Source organism: Bradyrhizobium sp. LeoB3 (assembly GCF_055456055.1).
In genome coordinates, this window is sequence record NZ_JBVBEF010000001.1 from 545,473 (window position 1) to 561,064 (window position 15,592).

Genomic DNA, 15,592 nt, shown 5'->3' on the forward strand with positions numbered 1-15,592 from the left:
CGCCATCATGGGACGGCGCTTGCCTGATATTCCTCGGCGAATTCTATCAGGAGTCCGAAGCGCCGCTGTTATCGATGAGCGGCATCACCGAAGTGTGTCCCGCCCAGGCAAAGGTTACAGCCGCAACACTTGGCGTCTGAGGACGCGAGAATCCCGGGGCGGGTTGGTCAAGCCACACGCATCGTAACTTCCACGCGTGAGAGTGATGGCGTAACGCACGGGTCAGAGGCGCAACGGATGGCGGATTACGTTTTTGGCTGCACTCGTTGAAGCAACGGAGAACGGGACGCCGGATCATGAACCGATTAGACGGAATCAGATCATGATCTCATCTTTGTTCAAGCATGAGTTCCGTGCAAACGGTTCCCGTTTGTCGGATGCGGAGCGCTCGCCGCTTTAACAAGTTGTAAACTTCTCCCGATCAATTTGACGGACTTCGCCCACATAGCAAGGAGCTCCAAATGTTGCGCCGCGAGCGTAAAGAGTTGGAACAAAAGCTTGCGCAAACCCGAAGGCTGGCACAGGAACCGACCGATCTGTTTACGCTTGAACGGTTGGCACAGCTTATCGAGGACCTGGAGTTTCGGTTGGAGGCCGGTCGCGTCGCCGCCTAGAGCATTTTCGGTTCTGATGGAATCAGAACCGAAGCTCTAGATTCTTGTTTTGACGCGTTTTCTTCACGCGAACCGGTGTCCACTTCGCTTGAAAACGCTCTCGGCTCGCGTATCGGAGCGCGATCTTCCGTCCGCAGATGATGCGCTCATCGGTGGCAAAAGCGTTTACCGTATTTCTCAGTCGGCTGCCGTGACGGTGTAGTCGGCGAATTGTACGTGGCTATCGGCCTTTGACCACAGGCCGACACGACCCGAGACGGGCTGCGCCAATGTGTGCTCGAGATAGAGCTTGCCATCGAGATAGCCCTCGACCTTTGTACCGATGATGCGAACCTTGAGGTCGTGCCATTGGCGCGTGGCGGTCGGCGTGTTGCGCACCCATTTGACCGACGAGCGCTTGCCGTTCTCGAACTTCCAGAGCACGAGGTTGTTTTCCAGACAATTGGCGCGGACGGTCAGGTAGTTGCCGTTCGGCTTCAGGTTGAACAGGATTCCGGCACCCTGATCGATGCGGCCGGACAATCCCTGGAAGCGCACGGTGATCTCGCCGTTGGTGAAGTTTTCGATGTTGGGCGCGATCACGTAGGGGAAGTAGGCATAGGCCTGGACCCGATCGAGGAATTCGGCGTAGCGCTCGCCATAAAGCGCGCGCGCCTTGTCGGCGAGCCCGGCAGACGATTGTCCCTCCTTCCACTGCCGGCCGTCCACCGCAAGCACCTTCTTGCCGCTATCGCTCTCGATGTGCCAGATGCCGACGACCGGCACGAGCGATTTCGGCTCAGTGCCCACGGTTTCGTCGACAAAGTCGATTTTTGTCGGCTGCCCGGCGAGTGCCGGCAGCGCCAGCGCTGCGAGAACCATCGCAGCAGCGATGGGCTTGATGCTTCCTCCTGCGGTCATGATTGGGCTCCTTTGCAGATGAACAGGGATTTGGCCGGCGGGTGCCGGCTCCACCACCAGGCGCCCGCGATCAACAGCGGGAGTCCGCCGACGAACCAGAACAGTGCAGCATCTGCCGTGGCGACCAGCGGATAGCCCGGATATTCGTCACTGGGTGCGGGCGCGGGCGGTTGCTTGCCGGCGAGGGCATACAGCAGCGGCAGGACTTCGCGCGGACTGGTCGAGCGGCTGACATCCGATCGGGCGCCGTATGAGTATTCGATTTCGCCATAAGCATCATTGGCCGGTTGGCTGGCGGCATCGCGATGGCTGCCGGCGACAACGATCGAGACGTTCGGCATCGCGCGATCGAGCTTTGCCAGCAGGTTGCGTTGCAGATCGGCGTAGCGTGGATCCTCGGGGGCGAGATTCACCTTGATGATCAGAGGCAGTCGGAGCGTGGCGAGCAGCCGCTGATCGGCAGCCGAGAAGGAGTTTCGCCGGTCCTCGGTGACATCGACCGATTGCCTGATCTGCGTCGCCAGACCGAGCGCCAGCAAGATGGCGAGCACGCATGGGACAGAACGCATGCACTTGGTTTGCGTTGGGACGCCGGGCGGCAACCAGATGGACGCGAGGGCGGACAGGCCTGCGATTGCGCCGGTCACGCCGAGCACCAGCCCGGCGGAGAGCAAGCCTTGTTCGAACGGGCGCAGCGCCTGCGTCAGTGATAGTTGCGCGACAAAGGCCGCGAGGCCGGAATGGCCGGCGAGGGTGAAGTCGAGCACCCATGATCCGATCGTCACTGCCAGCGCGATGATGGCTGAAGTGGCCGCGCTATCGGCAATGGTCGCGGCGAATAATGCAATCGCGCCCACGAGCAGGCCGTAGAGCAGATGGCCGAACAAGAGGTTCACGGTCTCGGACGCCGCAAGATGCCCGCCCATCATCGCCCAGATCGCGAGTGCTGAAAGGGCGGGAATGCTTACCAGAATCCAGGCCGCGAGCACGGCGGCGAGCTTGGCAAGAATGAGCGTCGAGGATCGATAGGGCAACTGGACCAACAGGCGCAGCGCGCCCGATTCCTTTTCCTGGCCCAGCGCGCGGATCGCCACGAATGGGAACAGCAGCGTGACCGCGACGTAGAACGCGCCGAATGTCGGCACCAGGACGCCGTCGAGCGGCGACAGGCTTGCCGCCAGTACCGGAGATTGCTGCGCCGACGCGCTCGCTTCGCCATAGAGCGAGACGGCTTGAACGAAGCTGTAGCCGATCAATGGACAGACCAGGAGCAGCATCGTCCAGAGCGCCCGGCCGCAGACAATCTCGGCCAATTCCTTTGCAAGCAGCGGAGCAAGCGGCGCCTCGCGAGCGAGATGTGGTTCAGGTGAGCGCAAGAAAAATCTCCTCCAGCGAGCCGTTCGCCAGCGCGGTTATCGCGCGCAATTCGCCGAGAGTGCCGATACCGCGTACCTTTCCTCCGGCGAGCAGCAGAAAGCGGTCGCAGGCACGCTCGGCATCCGCGAGCTGGTGGATGGCGAGGATGAAGGTGCGTCCCCGCGCCGCCTCCTGGCGGATCACGTCGATGATGGTGCGCGTCTGCCTGATGTCGAAGCCATCGAACGGTTCGTCCATCACCAGCACGTCATGCGGGGTCAGCAGACCGAGCCCGAGCAGCAGCCGGCGGCCAAAGCCCTTGGACAGCGCATGCACGCGCTTGCCGAGGGCCGGCGTCAATCCGACGGCAGCGATCGTTGCGGCCGTCTGCGCTGCCGTTCGCTTGTAGACCCGCGCAAAGAAAGTCATGACGTCGATCGCGAACCGGTCCTGATAGGGCCGTATGCCATCGGGCAGATAGAACAGCGCTTCCTTTCTCCGCGGTGGGGGCAATTCCTCGCCGCACCAGAAAACAGTGCCTTGCTCCGTCGCGAGCAAGCCCACAAGCGATTCCAGCAAGGTCGTCTTCCCGGCCCCGTTCGGACCGACAATGCCAAGGATTTCACCGGCCGCGACGGAAAATGAGACATGCGCGACCGCCGCCTCCTGGCCGTACCGCTTAACGAGGTCTTCCACGCGAAGGAGCTCGCGGGACGTATCGTGAGCAGTAGCAGCCGCGGAGATCATGGACCCGGCCCAATCGCGGCGGGCGTACCCATGGGCGGCCCTCTCACTTCTGCGCCACCGCCGTTTTATCGAGCGCGGCGCGGATGCCTCGGGCGAGCTTTTGCGCGTCGTCGTTGGCCCAGAAATGGATGAAGAACATCCGCGGCTGCTCGTCCAGCATGTGGCTGTGGATCGCGGTCACCTCGATGTCGCCGGCGCGCAGGGCTCGGATCAGCGGATTGACCTCGTCGCCAGTGACGAGGAAGTCGCCCGTGATGGCGGCCTTGCCGCCCCCGGTCGGCTGGAAGTTGATGCCGTTGGCACCGCCCATCGCGGGGCTGACCGTCATGCCTGCTTCGGTCGCCGGCTCGCGGCGCGGGATCGTGAACTGATCGACGCCGCCGGTGACGTTCCCTTTGGCGTGCATGATCTCGTCGAGCTTCGCGGTGTCGAGGTCGACGGTGGGGGCAGGGCCGGCGGTGGTCGCCGGCGGCTCGAACGGCGTCTTGCTGCCGGTCGACAGCGCCTCGTGGATCGCGCTAGCCAGCTTCACCGGATCGCCATGTCCGGCGACATGCATGTAGAACGTTGCCGGCGAGGCGCGCAGGATGTGGTTGTGGACCGCCGTGATGTCCAGTCCGCTGTTCAAGAGCTTCGTCATGACTGGCGTGATCTCGGATTCGAGCAGGACGAGATCGCCCATCACCATCGCCTGACCATCCATGGGAGTGAAGGCCACCCAGCCGCCGAGCGCGAGCGCGGGCTTGATCGTTACGCCGTCGAGCGTGACATGCAGATCGGACCGCGGCAGGCCGTAGCGATGGACCTCTCCGCTGACGGTAGCGGTCTTGCCGAGCGCTGTGTCCACCTTTTTCCAATCGATCGACTGCGCGTGAGCTTCCGAGATGAACGGCTCCGCAAAGATGTTCCAATCGACGGGCTGCGCCGATGCGAGACTCGGTAACAGCAAGGCTGCGGCGATGGCGGCAAAACGAGTTTTCATGGTCATGGGGATTGGCTCCTCTTGTTGGCGTTCGTGTATTCGAGATGCTTGTGCTTGCGACCGCGGCGCGCAGCTCTAGCGCCGCTCCTTGATTTGACCGCTGCTGTCGACGACGATCTGGACCTCCTTGCCGTCTTTGACGGCCTTCACGACGATGCCTTCGGCGGTCGATTTCATCTCACCGACCTGCGAGTAGCCGGCCGACTCGAGCTTCGCGACGAGTTCCTGTTGCGTCAGGGCATAGGCAGGCGACAGCACGCCCGCCATCGTCAGGCAAAGGGCTGCGCCAGAGATCAGTCGCATCATGGTCATTGCTCCCAGCTTGTGCCTCCAGCCCATTGTTTACTGCTATCGTCATTCGGCTCGCCGCCACGTGCGCTTCGGTCAGATGATGCCAGTCAGGCGCCACAGGACGCCGGTGATGCAGGACGCTGCGAGGACGACAAGCATTCCTACATTGAAGCGAAAAATCGCAATCGCCGCCGCGAGCGACAGCGCAAGCGCCGGCCAATCCACGCTGCGCAGTACCGGCGCATCGAAGAAGAGACCGAAGCCTTGCACCGGAAAAGTCTGCCGGAAGATCGTGTGCAGCGCGAACCAGATGGAGAGATTGAGAATGACGCCAACGACCGCGGCGGTGATCGCCGAGAGTGCGCCGGCGAGCGCCTTGTTGCCGCGTAACGCCTCGATGTAGGGCGCCCCGACGAAGATCCAGAGAAAGCAGGGCGTGAAAGTGACCCAGGTCGCGAGCAATCCGCCGAGTGTGCCGGCCAGCATCGGGGACAGCCCGCTCGCCTCACGGAACGCGGCCATGAAGCCCACGAACTGGACCACCATGATGAGCGGCCCCGGCGTGGTCTCTGCCATTCCGAGGCCGTCGAGCATCTCGCGCGGGGTTACCCAGTGATAGTATTCGGCGGCCTGTTGCGCGACGTAGGCCAGCACGGCGTAAGCCCCGCCGAACGTCACCATCGCCATCTTGCTGAAGAAGATCGCTATCTGGCTGAACACATCGCTCGGTCCCAGGGCGATAAGCAGGGCGAAGACAGGAACAAGCCAGAGCGCAAGCCAAGCCGCGCCCACACGCAGGGTGCGCGCGGCATTCGGCCGGACGTGATCCGGCACAGCTTCGCCGAGCATGCTGTCGATCACGGCAGAGCTCTTTCCGCCGTGTTCGAGGGCTGCGAACTCCGGCCTTCCGAGCCGCGCGCCAACGAAGCCGGTGATGGCGGCGGCAACGATGATGACCGGAAACGGCACCCCGAAGAAGAAGATTGCGATGAAGGCGATCGCCGCCAACGCAACCATGACCGGATTGCGGAGCGCACGCCTGCCGACGCGGACCACCGCCTGGATCACGATGGCGAGCACCGCCGCCTTCAGGCCGAAGAACAGCGCCTCGACGAAGCCGACATTGCCGTAGGCGGCGTAGATGTAGCTCAGCGCCATGATGGCGAAAACGCCAGGCAGGATGAACAGGCCTCCCGCCACGATCCCGCCGACGGTCCGGTGCAGGAGCCAGCCGATATAGGTCGCAAGCTGCTGCGCCTCGGGTCCGGGCAGCAGCATGCAGTAGTTGAGCGCGTGCAGGAAGCGCGCTTCCGAAATCCAGTTCTTCTCTTCGACGAGGATGCGATGCATCACCGCGATCTGCCCGGCCGGGCCGCCGAAGCTCAGGATCGCGACGCGCAGCCAGACAACGAGCGCATCGGCAAAAGAGATGCCGTGCACCTCGTTGTGCGAAGTGGCCTTCGATTCGGCGGTGAGCGCGGTCATGGCTTCACCTTGCTGGTCGGCCAGTTGTGGGTCTCCTTGGTTGCGTCGCGGCACCAGCGGTAGAAGGCATCGTAGAGAAGCATGCCGGCGTTGAGCTGCTCGAGGTCGTCGTCGTACATGCGCGACAGGCCGAGCGAGACCGCGAGCAGGCCGGGCGCCTCTGGAGAAAGATCGAGACGTGCGGTGTCGGCTCCGCGCACCATGACGGCCAGCCGCTCCAGTGCAGGCGTCGACAGGCCGAATTCCTGCACCATCACGTCGAACGTGCAGAGTTCGCCGCGGTGGCTCCAGAACACATTCTCGATGTCGAACGGCGTTGCCGCGAAGCGCTCGCCGACCGCGACGACTTCCGCAGGAGCGACGAACAGGAAGACTGCGGCGGGATCGACGAAACGGCGGATCAGCCAGGGACAGGCGATGCGATCGATCTTAGGCCGCGATCGCGTCACCCAGACAGTGCGCCCGCGCCCGTCACGCTGCGGAATCCTGTCGGCGGGCACGGTGGGCAGTTCCGCCTGCTTCCAGCCGAGATGGCCGCCTTCCAGGATTTCCGCCGCGATGCCGTTGTGACGGAGCCAGGCGGCGGCGCCTTCTGAGAGCTTCTCGCCCATGTTGCAGACGACGATGGCCGACCGTCCGGCCAGCTCTCGTGCCCAGTCGTTGATGGCGAGATGCGAGCGGCGCGTCGCGCCCGGGATCAGGCGCGGGTCCGCCGCGAAGTCCTCATCGAGGCGGACATCGATCAGAACAGGCGCACTTGCGGTGCCGATCAGTCGTGAAAGCTTGTCAGGGGAAATGGATGTGTATGAAGACATGCTGCGTCCCTCATAAGTTAAGGACGCGATGCTTGGGCATGTCGCCTCGCGGGGAGATCGCTTAATCCCCGGAAGACAAAATAAACTCCTTGCGGCCGGCCATGTCAATCGATGCCGCGATGCGTCGGTAGTCCTGACGAATCCTTGATCTGACAGTTCCGACCGGTTCCGCGCCACTCGACGCTCCCGCGGCCAATTTGGTGGTGGCCTGATGCAGCGAACCGGCTCGCCATGCGGTGTCGGCAATACTCTCAATTGTCGGGAGTGTGAGCTAGATCAAAGATACCTCCCTGCCGATCTGCGACACGTAGATTCGCGACGAGGAAATGCGGTGGCCGAAATGCCCTATCTCGACTCTGAAACCCCCGGGTGTTAGGAACTTGATGGGGTGGGGCTGATGCGGCAGCGGTTGCAAAGATTTCTTCCGATCGTTCTGATCGCGCTGGCGGTTCAGGTTCTGGCGCCGATCGCCACCTGCTGGGCCGCGGCCATCGCCATTTCCGATCCGGTCGGCTTCGCTGAAATCTGTCACAGCGATTCAGTCGCGTCGGCAGCAAACGCCAATCGAGATGCCAGCCAGCGCGCGCATGGCATCGCCTGTCTGATTTGCTGCGCGGCCCAGGCAAATGCATCATTTGATGCGCCGCAGGCCATCGTGTTCGCGACGCCATATCGGCAACCGGTCCGGATGGTCTGGCACGCGCGCAGACAGACCGATGTAGCCTCCCGCGCAGGCTCCAACACGCAGGCGCGCGCACCGCCTTCCATGTCGTAAGGCGAGCCGGCGCCACCGCTTCGACAATTCATCGAAGCGCGACGCCTTTTCCTTCAACCAACATGCATCGCTCGATCGCTGTCCTCGACGGCGCGCGAAGGCATGTCCCGATTTCGTTTGCCTGTCCGGCCCGATCGCCGGGCGGGGGCGTCACCCCTATGCGCGGCGATGCCGCGCCACACCCGAGTCCTTTTCATCATGAGCAAGCCTTCGTCCGGCCTTGGCCGATCCACTCTCTACCTGTCCAGCGTCCTCATCTCATCGGCGCTGACCGCCATCATCACGCTGGCGCCGCCGGCCGTGACGAGCGTCGCGGCACAGTCGGCCCATACGCTTCCCCCGGTCGACGTTGCCGCACCGCATCGACGACATTCCGTGCATCAACGATCGAACGCGCGTCGTCCGACGAGTCCCGCGGCGGGCCATCTCGCGGAGGCACCCCAGCGCCCGGCCGAGTATCCGGTGCAGCCTGCGGGCAACGCGACCGTGACGGCGCGGACCGCGTTCGATCGGGGTCTATCGACCAGCGATTCAGCTTCGCTCGTCACGGAATTGCCGGGAGGCGCAGTGTGGGGCGCCGGCGGCGTATCGAGCCTGCCCGCGATCAACGGGTTCGGCGCCGACCGGGTCCAGGTCGCGATCAACAGCATGTTGATCAGCCCCGCATGTCCGAACGAAATGAATCCGCCGCTGTCTTTCGTCAATACCACCATGATCGCGAAGATGCGGGCCTATCTCGGCATCGCGCCGGTCAGCACCGGCGGCGACTACATCGGGGCGCGCATCGACGTCACCACCGCGCCTCCTGTGTTCGCGAACGATCCGTCCGGGTGGCTATCGACCGCAACCGTCTCAGGCTTCTTCCGCAGCAACGGCAATGCCTACGGCGTCGATGCCACCGCAACGCTTGCCAATCGTGACACAGCGTCACCTACACCGGCGGCTGGGTCCGCTCCGGCAACTACACGGCCGGCGACGGCAGCACGATCAAATCGACGCTCTACGAGACCCAGAACCACGCGCTCAGCATTTCCAAGCGCACCGTCGGCAACCTGTTCACGTTCCAGGTCGGCGGCCAGTTCATCCCCTATCAAGGCTACGTCAACCAATACATGGACATGGTCTACAACCGCGGCCTGTACGCGAACGGCCGTTACGAAGGTGACTTCGACTGGGGCAAGTTAGAGGCCAGCGCGTTCGTCCATCAGATCCGGCACACGATGGGTTTCATTGCGCCTGACAAGACCGGCAACATGCCGATGGACACCGACGGGATCGATGGCGGATACGCCGCCAAAGCCACGTTCGCGGCGTCCAACATCGACCTGCTGCGGGTCGGCAACGAGCTGACGCTCAACCGGATTGACGACTGGTGGGATCCGGTTGCGGGCTCGATGATGATGGGGCCGAACAGCTTCATCAATCTCAATGGCGGCCAGCGCGACCGCGTCGGCACCTTCGCCGAATGGGAACGGCACTGGGACCGCAACTGGACCACCATCGTCGGCTTGCGCAACGACGTGGTGTGGATGAACACCGGCGACGTCCATGGCTACAATGCGATGATGTATGGCGCGGATGCCGCCGCCTTCAACGCCCAGGATCGGGCCCGGACCGACGTTCATTTCGACGGCTCCGCTCTGGTGCGCTACGAGCCTGATCAGTCCAGCCATTACGAACTCGGCTTTGCGCGCAAGACGCGTTCGCCGAATCTCTACGAACGCTATGCCTGGTCGACCAACGCCATGGCCATGAACATGATCGGGTGGTTCGGCGACGGCAACGGCTATGTCGGCAATCTCGACCTGGAGCCGGAAAAGGCGCACACGGTCAGCTTCACCGCAGGTTGGCACGATCCGGCGCACAAGGTCTGGAGCTTCAGCGTCACTCCCTATGCGAGCTACGTCCAGGACTATATCGACGTCGATCGCTGCGCGACCGGCAGTTGCCTTGCCAACAATCCGGACAACCTCACCGCCACCACTGGCTTCGTCTATCTGTGTTTCGCCAACCACGACGCGACATTGTATGGCGTGAACCTCGAAGGCCGGCTCGCTTTGTGGGACAATGCGAGCTACGGCCGGGGCGAGCTGCGCGGAACGCTCGGCTATGTGCGCGGCCAGCGGCAGGACGGCGTCGACCTCTACCACGTGATGCCGATCAACGCGAAGCTTGCGTTCGAGCACGCAATTGGCGGCTGGACCAACGGCATCGAACTGCAGCTCGTCGGCTCCAAGGACCAGGTCAGCCAGGTTCACAACGAACTGACGACGCCTTCCTACGCGCTGGTCAATCTGCGCACCGGCTACCAGTGGCAGCACGTCCGGATCGATCTCGGTATCGACAATTTGTTGGATCAGAACTACTTCCTGCCGCTCGGCGGCGCCGATCTGGTCGACTACAAGGTGGTCTCGATGATGGGATCGTCGGCAGCCTATGGCTACAATGTCAAAGGGCCGGGGCGCTCGATCAACGGCCGGCTGACGGTTAGTTTCTGAATCCTTGGCGAGGCAATCGGCGAGGCGGCTTTCCGCGTCGCCGACACGCATTTCGCGACGAGCTAGCGCACATCTTGTTGACCGCGCCTCCTGATTGACGCCTCAGATTTGTGGTTCGATCTTGGTCCTGGACCTGGCAATAGGGCCGGGATGGAGATCATGTGATGAGTGCCGTGAACGCAGTTTCTGGTCCCGTCGTAACTGCTGTTGCGCCCGCTGATATCGAGCGGGCCATTTCCGTTTTGGTGCTTGCCTTCAGCGCCGATCCGGTGACGCGTTGGGCCTATCCGGATCCGGATCAGTATCTCGCATCTTTCCCCGCCCTGGTGCGCGCATTCGGCGGCCGCGCCTTTGAGCAGGACACGGCGCGCTGCGTCGACGATTATGCAGGCGCGGCACTGTGGCTGCCGCCGGGCATCGAACCCGACGAGGCGGCGCTCGCGGCGACCATGCCGGCCGGGCGAGAGTCCGAGATGGCTGCGGTTTTCGAAGGGATGGCGGCCTATCATCCCAAGGAAGCTCATTGGTATCTGCCGCTGATCGGCGTCGATCCGGCGCATCGACGCAAAGGCCGTGGTGGGGCATTGCTGGGGGACGCCGTTCGGCTGTTCGATCGGGATCATGTCGCGGCCTATCTCGAATCCACCAACCCGGCCAACATCCCGCTGTATCAGCGACACGGCTTCGAGGTCCTCGGCACGATCCAGGTAGGGGCATCGCCGCCGCTGTTTCCAATGCTGCGCCGGGCTCGCTGACGGCGCCGGTTCACCAACGTTAAGTCCAATCTGGGCCACGGCTTCTACCTCAGCCCGAGGAGGCCGCACTGCGGCCGTCTCGAGGGATGAATTCCGGGCGAGATCGGGGCCTCATGGTTCTCAAGGCGGTGCGAAGCATCGTCCGGAGACGCGCGAAGACGCGCTCCTCACCATGAGGGTCTGTCATCGCGCTCGACTGTTTCCCAACAAGAACAAAGAGTAGCTGCAGCGCACCAACCAAAGATTGAATTGTCCGATGACAAGCCGAGGGAAGCAGATGTAGCCTCACGAAAAATCAAATGCACGGGAGGATGGCATGCCAGACGCAATGGTTGCAGCACGTGCTTCTGAGGCGACAAACGGCACGGCGCAACAGGTCGACGTCGCAGTGGTAGGGGCCGGCTTTGCGGGCCTCTATCTCTTACACCGGTTGGCCAAGGCCGGCTTCACGACGGTGGCACTGGAGGAGGCGGGCGACGTCGGCGGCACCTGGTACTGGAACCGCTATCCCGGCGCACGCTGCGACATTCAGACCATCGACTACAGCTACACATTCGATCCGGAGCTGGAGCGCGCGTGGCAATGGTCGGAGAAATATGCGACTCAGCCTGAAATCCTCCGCTATCTCGGCTTCGTCGCTGATCGTTATGATCTCAGGCGCCATATCCGCTTTGGCACGAAAGTCACCGCGGCGATGTGGGATGAAGCGGCGGAACGCTGGCTGCTCACGACCGACATTGGCGCGGCGGTCTCCTGCCGCTACTACATCATGGCCACGGGCTGTCTCTCCGCGCCCAAGCCGCCGGAGATCGATGGCGTCAAGGAGTTCAAGGGCGACGTCTATTTCACCAGCCGCTGGCCGCATGACGGCGTCGATCTTGCCGGCAAGCGCGTCGCCGTCATCGGCACGGGATCGTCGGGGATCCAGTCGATCCCGTTGATCGCGGAGCAGGCGGCGCATCTCACGGTTTTCCAGCGCACGCCGAATTTCGCACTGCCCGCGCACAACGGCCCTCGGCCGGCTGATCGGCTTTCCATGCTGGAGGGCGATCGCGCCGGCTACCGCGAGCAGGCGCGCTGGTCGCTCACGGGCGTGCCATATCCGCAGCAAACTGTCGTCAGCTGGCAGTTGAGCGATGCCGAGCGGCGCGAGCGCTTCGAAAAGGCATGGGCCGCCGGCGATCTCGTTCACGTACTTACGCAACTCTGGGCCGACCAGGGCGTGGACGTCGATGGGAACGCGCTGGTCAGCGAACTGATTCACGAGAAGATCCGTGCGGCCGTGAAGGATCCTGATACGGCCGAGGCGCTCACTCCGCACGATCATCCGTTCGGCGCCAAGCGTCCCTGCCTCGATACCAACTATTACGCCACCTATAACCGTCCCAACGTCACGCTAGTGAATTTGAGGCAGGAGCCGATCAAGGAGATCACCGCGACCGGCATCACGACCGACAAGCGCAGCTTCGATCTCGATGTGATCGTGTTCGCCACCGGCTTCGATGCCATGACCGGCGCCATCAAGGCTGTGCATCCGATCACGGGGCGTGATGGAAAATCGCTGTCCGACGTCTGGGCTCAGGGACCGCAGACCTATCTCGGGCTCACCGTTGCCGGATTTCCCAATTTGTTCATGATCACGGGGCCGGGCAGCCCGTCGGTGCTGTCGAACATGGCGGTGTCGATCGAGCAGCACATCGACTGGGTGGTCGATCGATTGACCGCATTGCGCGAAGCGGGCTTCACCACGATGGAAGCCACCGAGACGGCGCAGGCCGGCTGGGCGCGGCACATGGCCGACTGCGCGACGGTCACGCTGCACCGGCTCGCCAACACCTGGTACACGGGCGCGAACGTTCCGGGCAAGGCGCGCGGCGTGATGCCCTATACCGGCGGCGTCGGCCCGTATCGCAGCATCTGCAACGAGATCGTCAGCCGCGGCATGCTCGGCTTCAGGCTCGCGGGTCCGAACGTTGCCGAGCAATGCAATGACGGCGAGGTCGTTCGGCTGCAGCCGGATGTGCGGCTGGTGCTGAACATGCTGGCGGACATGAAGTTGCCGCCGATCGAGTCCCTCGGCGCCCAGGGCGCGCGCGACTTCCTCGACGAGTTCAACAAGGGCCGTCCCGCGGGCCGTCCGGTCGGCGAGATCGTCGACGGCACGCTTCCCGGCAATGACGGTCCGCTGCCTTATCGGCTCTATCGGCCGGCGACGCCGGGACCGCATCCGATCGTGGTCTATTTCCACGGCGGCGGCTGGGTGCTCGGCGACGAGCAATCGGACGAACCGTTCTGCCGCGACATGTGCCGGCGCAGCGGAATGATCTTCGTCAGCGTCGGCTATCGGCATGCGCCCTGGCATCGCTTCCCAACGGCAGCGGAGGACGGCTTTGCCGCGACGCGCTGGATTGCTGAGCATGCGGCCGAGCTCGGCGGTGCGACAGGACCGGTGCTGGTCGCCGGCTGGAGTGCCGGTGCCAACATCGCGGCGGTGACCTGCCAATTGGCGCGCGATCGCGGCGGCCCCGAGATTGCGGGCCAGCTCCTGCTGACCCCGGTCACCGACTGCACGTTCGAAAGGCCGTCGTATGCCGAGAATGCGACGGACTATTTCGTGACGCGTTCGCTGATGTATTGGTTCTGGGATCTCTACTGCTCGCCCGGCGACCGCACCGATCCGCGCGCCTCGCCGCTACGCGGCAAGCTGGAGGGCTTGCCTCCGGCCTTCGTGGTGACCTGCGAGTTCGATCCGCTGCGTGACGAGGGCATGGCGTATGCCGAAGCGCTCGCCGCTGCCGGCGTGCCGGTCGAGCAGCTCAACGCGCGAGGTCACTTCCACTGTTCCTTCACCATGGTCGATGTGATCATCACCGGCGTCAGCGGACGTGTGCGGATGGCCGAAGCCTTGCGCCGGTTTGCCGGGCTGAGTGACGAGGGGAGAGTGCCTATCGCTGTGGCCGCGGAGTAGCGAGACAAGGTAGGGCACTTACCTTCTCCCCTTGTGGGAGAAGGTGGCGCGCATGCAATGCGCGACGGATGAGGGGTTGTCTTCGCGAGCGACGGTGCGTGTGGGGAGAACCCCTCACCCAAGCGAGTTCCTGGTTGGCGCCGGAGTAGCCCTCTCCCACAAGGGGAGAGGGCACAACAACTGGCATCGCGCAAGATGGGCACAGTGTGAGCCGCGGACGCCTCCGCTCTTCGAGCTCCGGCGAAAAGCTAATCCGCCTACGGCTCCGTCGTCCGCCTCGATGTGGCGAAGATTTCCCAGCTCACCATGAAGATGGCGGCGATCAACGGGCCGATGACGAAGCCGTTCAGACCGAAGACTTCGATCCCGCCCAGCGTGGAGATCAGCACGACGTAATCGGGCAGCTTGGTGCCCTTGCCGACCAGGAAGGGACGCAGCAGATTGTCGACCAGGCCGATGACGAGCACGCCATAGGCAATAAGACCGAGGCCCTGCCATATGGCGCCGGTGGCCAGGAAATAGATGGCAACAGGGATCCAGACCAGTCCGGCGCCGATCGCCGGCAATAGCGACAGGAAGGCCATCAGCACGGCCCACAAGATCGGCGCGTGAACGCCCAAGAACCAGAACGCCAGTCCGCCGAGCGCGCCCTGGGCCATCGCGACCAGCACGCCACCCTTGACGGTGGCGCGGACGACATCGGCGAAGCGCGTGAACAGCGCGGACTTCCGATCGGCCTCGAGTGGAACGGCCTCCCTGATCCTATCAGCCACTGCCTTGCCGTCGCGCAACAGGAAAAACAGAAGATACAGCATGATGCCCAGGCTGATGACGAAGTCGAATGTGTTCATCCCGATGCTGAGCGCCTGAGGCGCCAGGACCTGTCCGCCCTTCATGAGGCCGGACGTCAACGTTTCGCGCAGGGCCGAAAGATCGCCCAGGTTGAAGCGATCCAGCCAGCCGGTCGCCCACGCAGGCAGCGCATCGAAAACCCGCTGGACATAGGCGGAGAAGTTGTACTCCCCGGACTGGATCTTTGCGTAAAGACCGGCAGCTTCCCGAGCCAGGGAGGTCGCGATGATCGCGAGTGGCAGCAGCACCATCGCGATGATAAGCAGGACCGTGATCGAGGCGGCGAGGGTCTCCCTTCCGCCCACCGATCTCAATATCCTCCGGTTGGCCGGCGCAAAGATGACGGCCACGACGATGGCCCAGAGCACCGCGCCATAGAACGGCTGCAGGATCCAGGCGAACGCCAGGGTGACGACGAACAGCAGCAGCAGGAAACCCTGGTCTTCAATCCTTCGCACGGCCGTCTCGCTTTCACCTTTGCTGCGCCGCTGTCGATACAACGAACCCGGCGCCGACTTTGTTCACGGCCTGTATATTGCTTTATTGCGTCCCGG

General features: G+C 63.4%; 12 protein-coding genes and 1 pseudogene. 5 read left to right on the forward strand and 8 right to left on the reverse strand.

What is annotated here, in order from left to right:
- The first annotated feature begins 461 nt into the window (after window positions 1–461).
- On the forward strand, window positions 462–614 hold the full coding sequence (locus tag ACZXDY_RS02465) for a hypothetical protein (protein ID WP_155255031.1): 153 nt from the start codon (window positions 462–464) through the stop codon (window positions 612–614).
- Window positions 615–791: 177 nt separating this feature from the next.
- Here the strand turns inward: ACZXDY_RS02465 and ACZXDY_RS02470 are convergent, their stop codons facing one another.
- The 7 genes from ACZXDY_RS02470 to ACZXDY_RS02500 form a co-directional block, all read right to left on the reverse strand.
- Window positions 792–1,514 carry a hypothetical protein gene (locus tag ACZXDY_RS02470; RefSeq protein ID WP_051396520.1) on the reverse strand — a complete coding sequence of 241 codons (723 nt, stop codon included), beginning with the start codon at window positions 1,512–1,514 and terminating at the stop codon, window positions 792–794.
- Complete coding sequence (locus tag ACZXDY_RS02475) at window positions 1,511–2,890, reverse strand: ABC transporter permease (protein WP_464344327.1); 1,380 nt, start codon at window positions 2,888–2,890, stop codon at window positions 1,511–1,513. Before ACZXDY_RS02475 ends, ACZXDY_RS02470 begins: the two co-directional genes overlap by 4 nt.
- Window positions 2,877–3,566 carry an ATP-binding cassette domain-containing protein gene (locus ACZXDY_RS02480; RefSeq protein ID WP_464344328.1) on the reverse strand — a complete coding sequence of 230 codons (690 nt, stop codon included), beginning with the start codon at window positions 3,564–3,566 and terminating at the stop codon, window positions 2,877–2,879. The genes ACZXDY_RS02475 and ACZXDY_RS02480 overlap by 14 nt, the downstream gene beginning before the upstream one ends.
- A gap of 94 nt (window positions 3,567–3,660) precedes the next feature.
- Window positions 3,661–4,605, reverse strand: a complete 945-nt coding sequence (locus ACZXDY_RS02485) for a DUF1259 domain-containing protein (protein ID WP_464344329.1) — start codon at window positions 4,603–4,605, stop codon at window positions 3,661–3,663.
- A gap of 69 nt (window positions 4,606–4,674) precedes the next feature.
- Window positions 4,675–4,905, reverse strand: coding sequence for a PepSY domain-containing protein (locus ACZXDY_RS02490; RefSeq protein WP_409334847.1), 231 nt, complete (start codon window positions 4,903–4,905; stop codon window positions 4,675–4,677).
- A 78-nt stretch (window positions 4,906–4,983) separates the two neighbouring features.
- On the reverse strand, window positions 4,984–6,375 hold the full coding sequence (gene chrA, locus ACZXDY_RS02495) for a chromate efflux transporter (protein ID WP_028162114.1): 1,392 nt from the start codon (window positions 6,373–6,375) through the stop codon (window positions 4,984–4,986).
- On the reverse strand, window positions 6,372–7,190 hold the full coding sequence (locus ACZXDY_RS02500; RefSeq protein WP_464344330.1) for a chromate resistance protein ChrB domain-containing protein: 819 nt from the start codon (window positions 7,188–7,190) through the stop codon (window positions 6,372–6,374). Before ACZXDY_RS02500 ends, chrA begins: the two co-directional genes overlap by 4 nt.
- A gap of 397 nt (window positions 7,191–7,587) precedes the next feature.
- Here ACZXDY_RS02500 and ACZXDY_RS02505 point away from each other — a divergent pair, with 397 nt between their 5' ends.
- From ACZXDY_RS02505 to ACZXDY_RS02520, 4 genes and pseudogenes are all read left to right on the forward strand, one after another.
- Window positions 7,588–7,965, forward strand: coding sequence for a DUF2946 family protein (locus ACZXDY_RS02505; RefSeq protein ID WP_028162116.1), 378 nt, complete (start codon window positions 7,588–7,590; stop codon window positions 7,963–7,965).
- 198 nt (window positions 7,966–8,163) lie between these two features.
- Window positions 8,164–10,463, forward strand: a pseudogene (locus tag ACZXDY_RS02510) (TonB-dependent receptor).
- Between the two features lie 164 nt (window positions 10,464–10,627).
- The gene (locus ACZXDY_RS02515) at window positions 10,628–11,218 is read left to right on the forward strand and encodes a GNAT family N-acetyltransferase (protein ID WP_464344331.1); all 591 of its coding nucleotides are present in this window, start codon (window positions 10,628–10,630) and stop codon (window positions 11,216–11,218) included.
- A 316-nt stretch (window positions 11,219–11,534) separates the two neighbouring features.
- Window positions 11,535–14,186 (forward strand): flavin-containing monooxygenase, encoded by a 2,652-nt coding sequence (locus ACZXDY_RS02520; protein WP_464344332.1) that lies wholly within the window; start codon window positions 11,535–11,537, stop codon window positions 14,184–14,186.
- Between the two features lie 257 nt (window positions 14,187–14,443).
- On the opposite strand, the gene ACZXDY_RS02525 is transcribed toward ACZXDY_RS02520, so the two are convergent.
- On the reverse strand, window positions 14,444–15,496 hold the full coding sequence (locus tag ACZXDY_RS02525) for an AI-2E family transporter (protein ID WP_464344333.1): 1,053 nt from the start codon (window positions 15,494–15,496) through the stop codon (window positions 14,444–14,446).
- Between the last annotated feature and the right edge of the window lie 96 nt (window positions 15,497–15,592).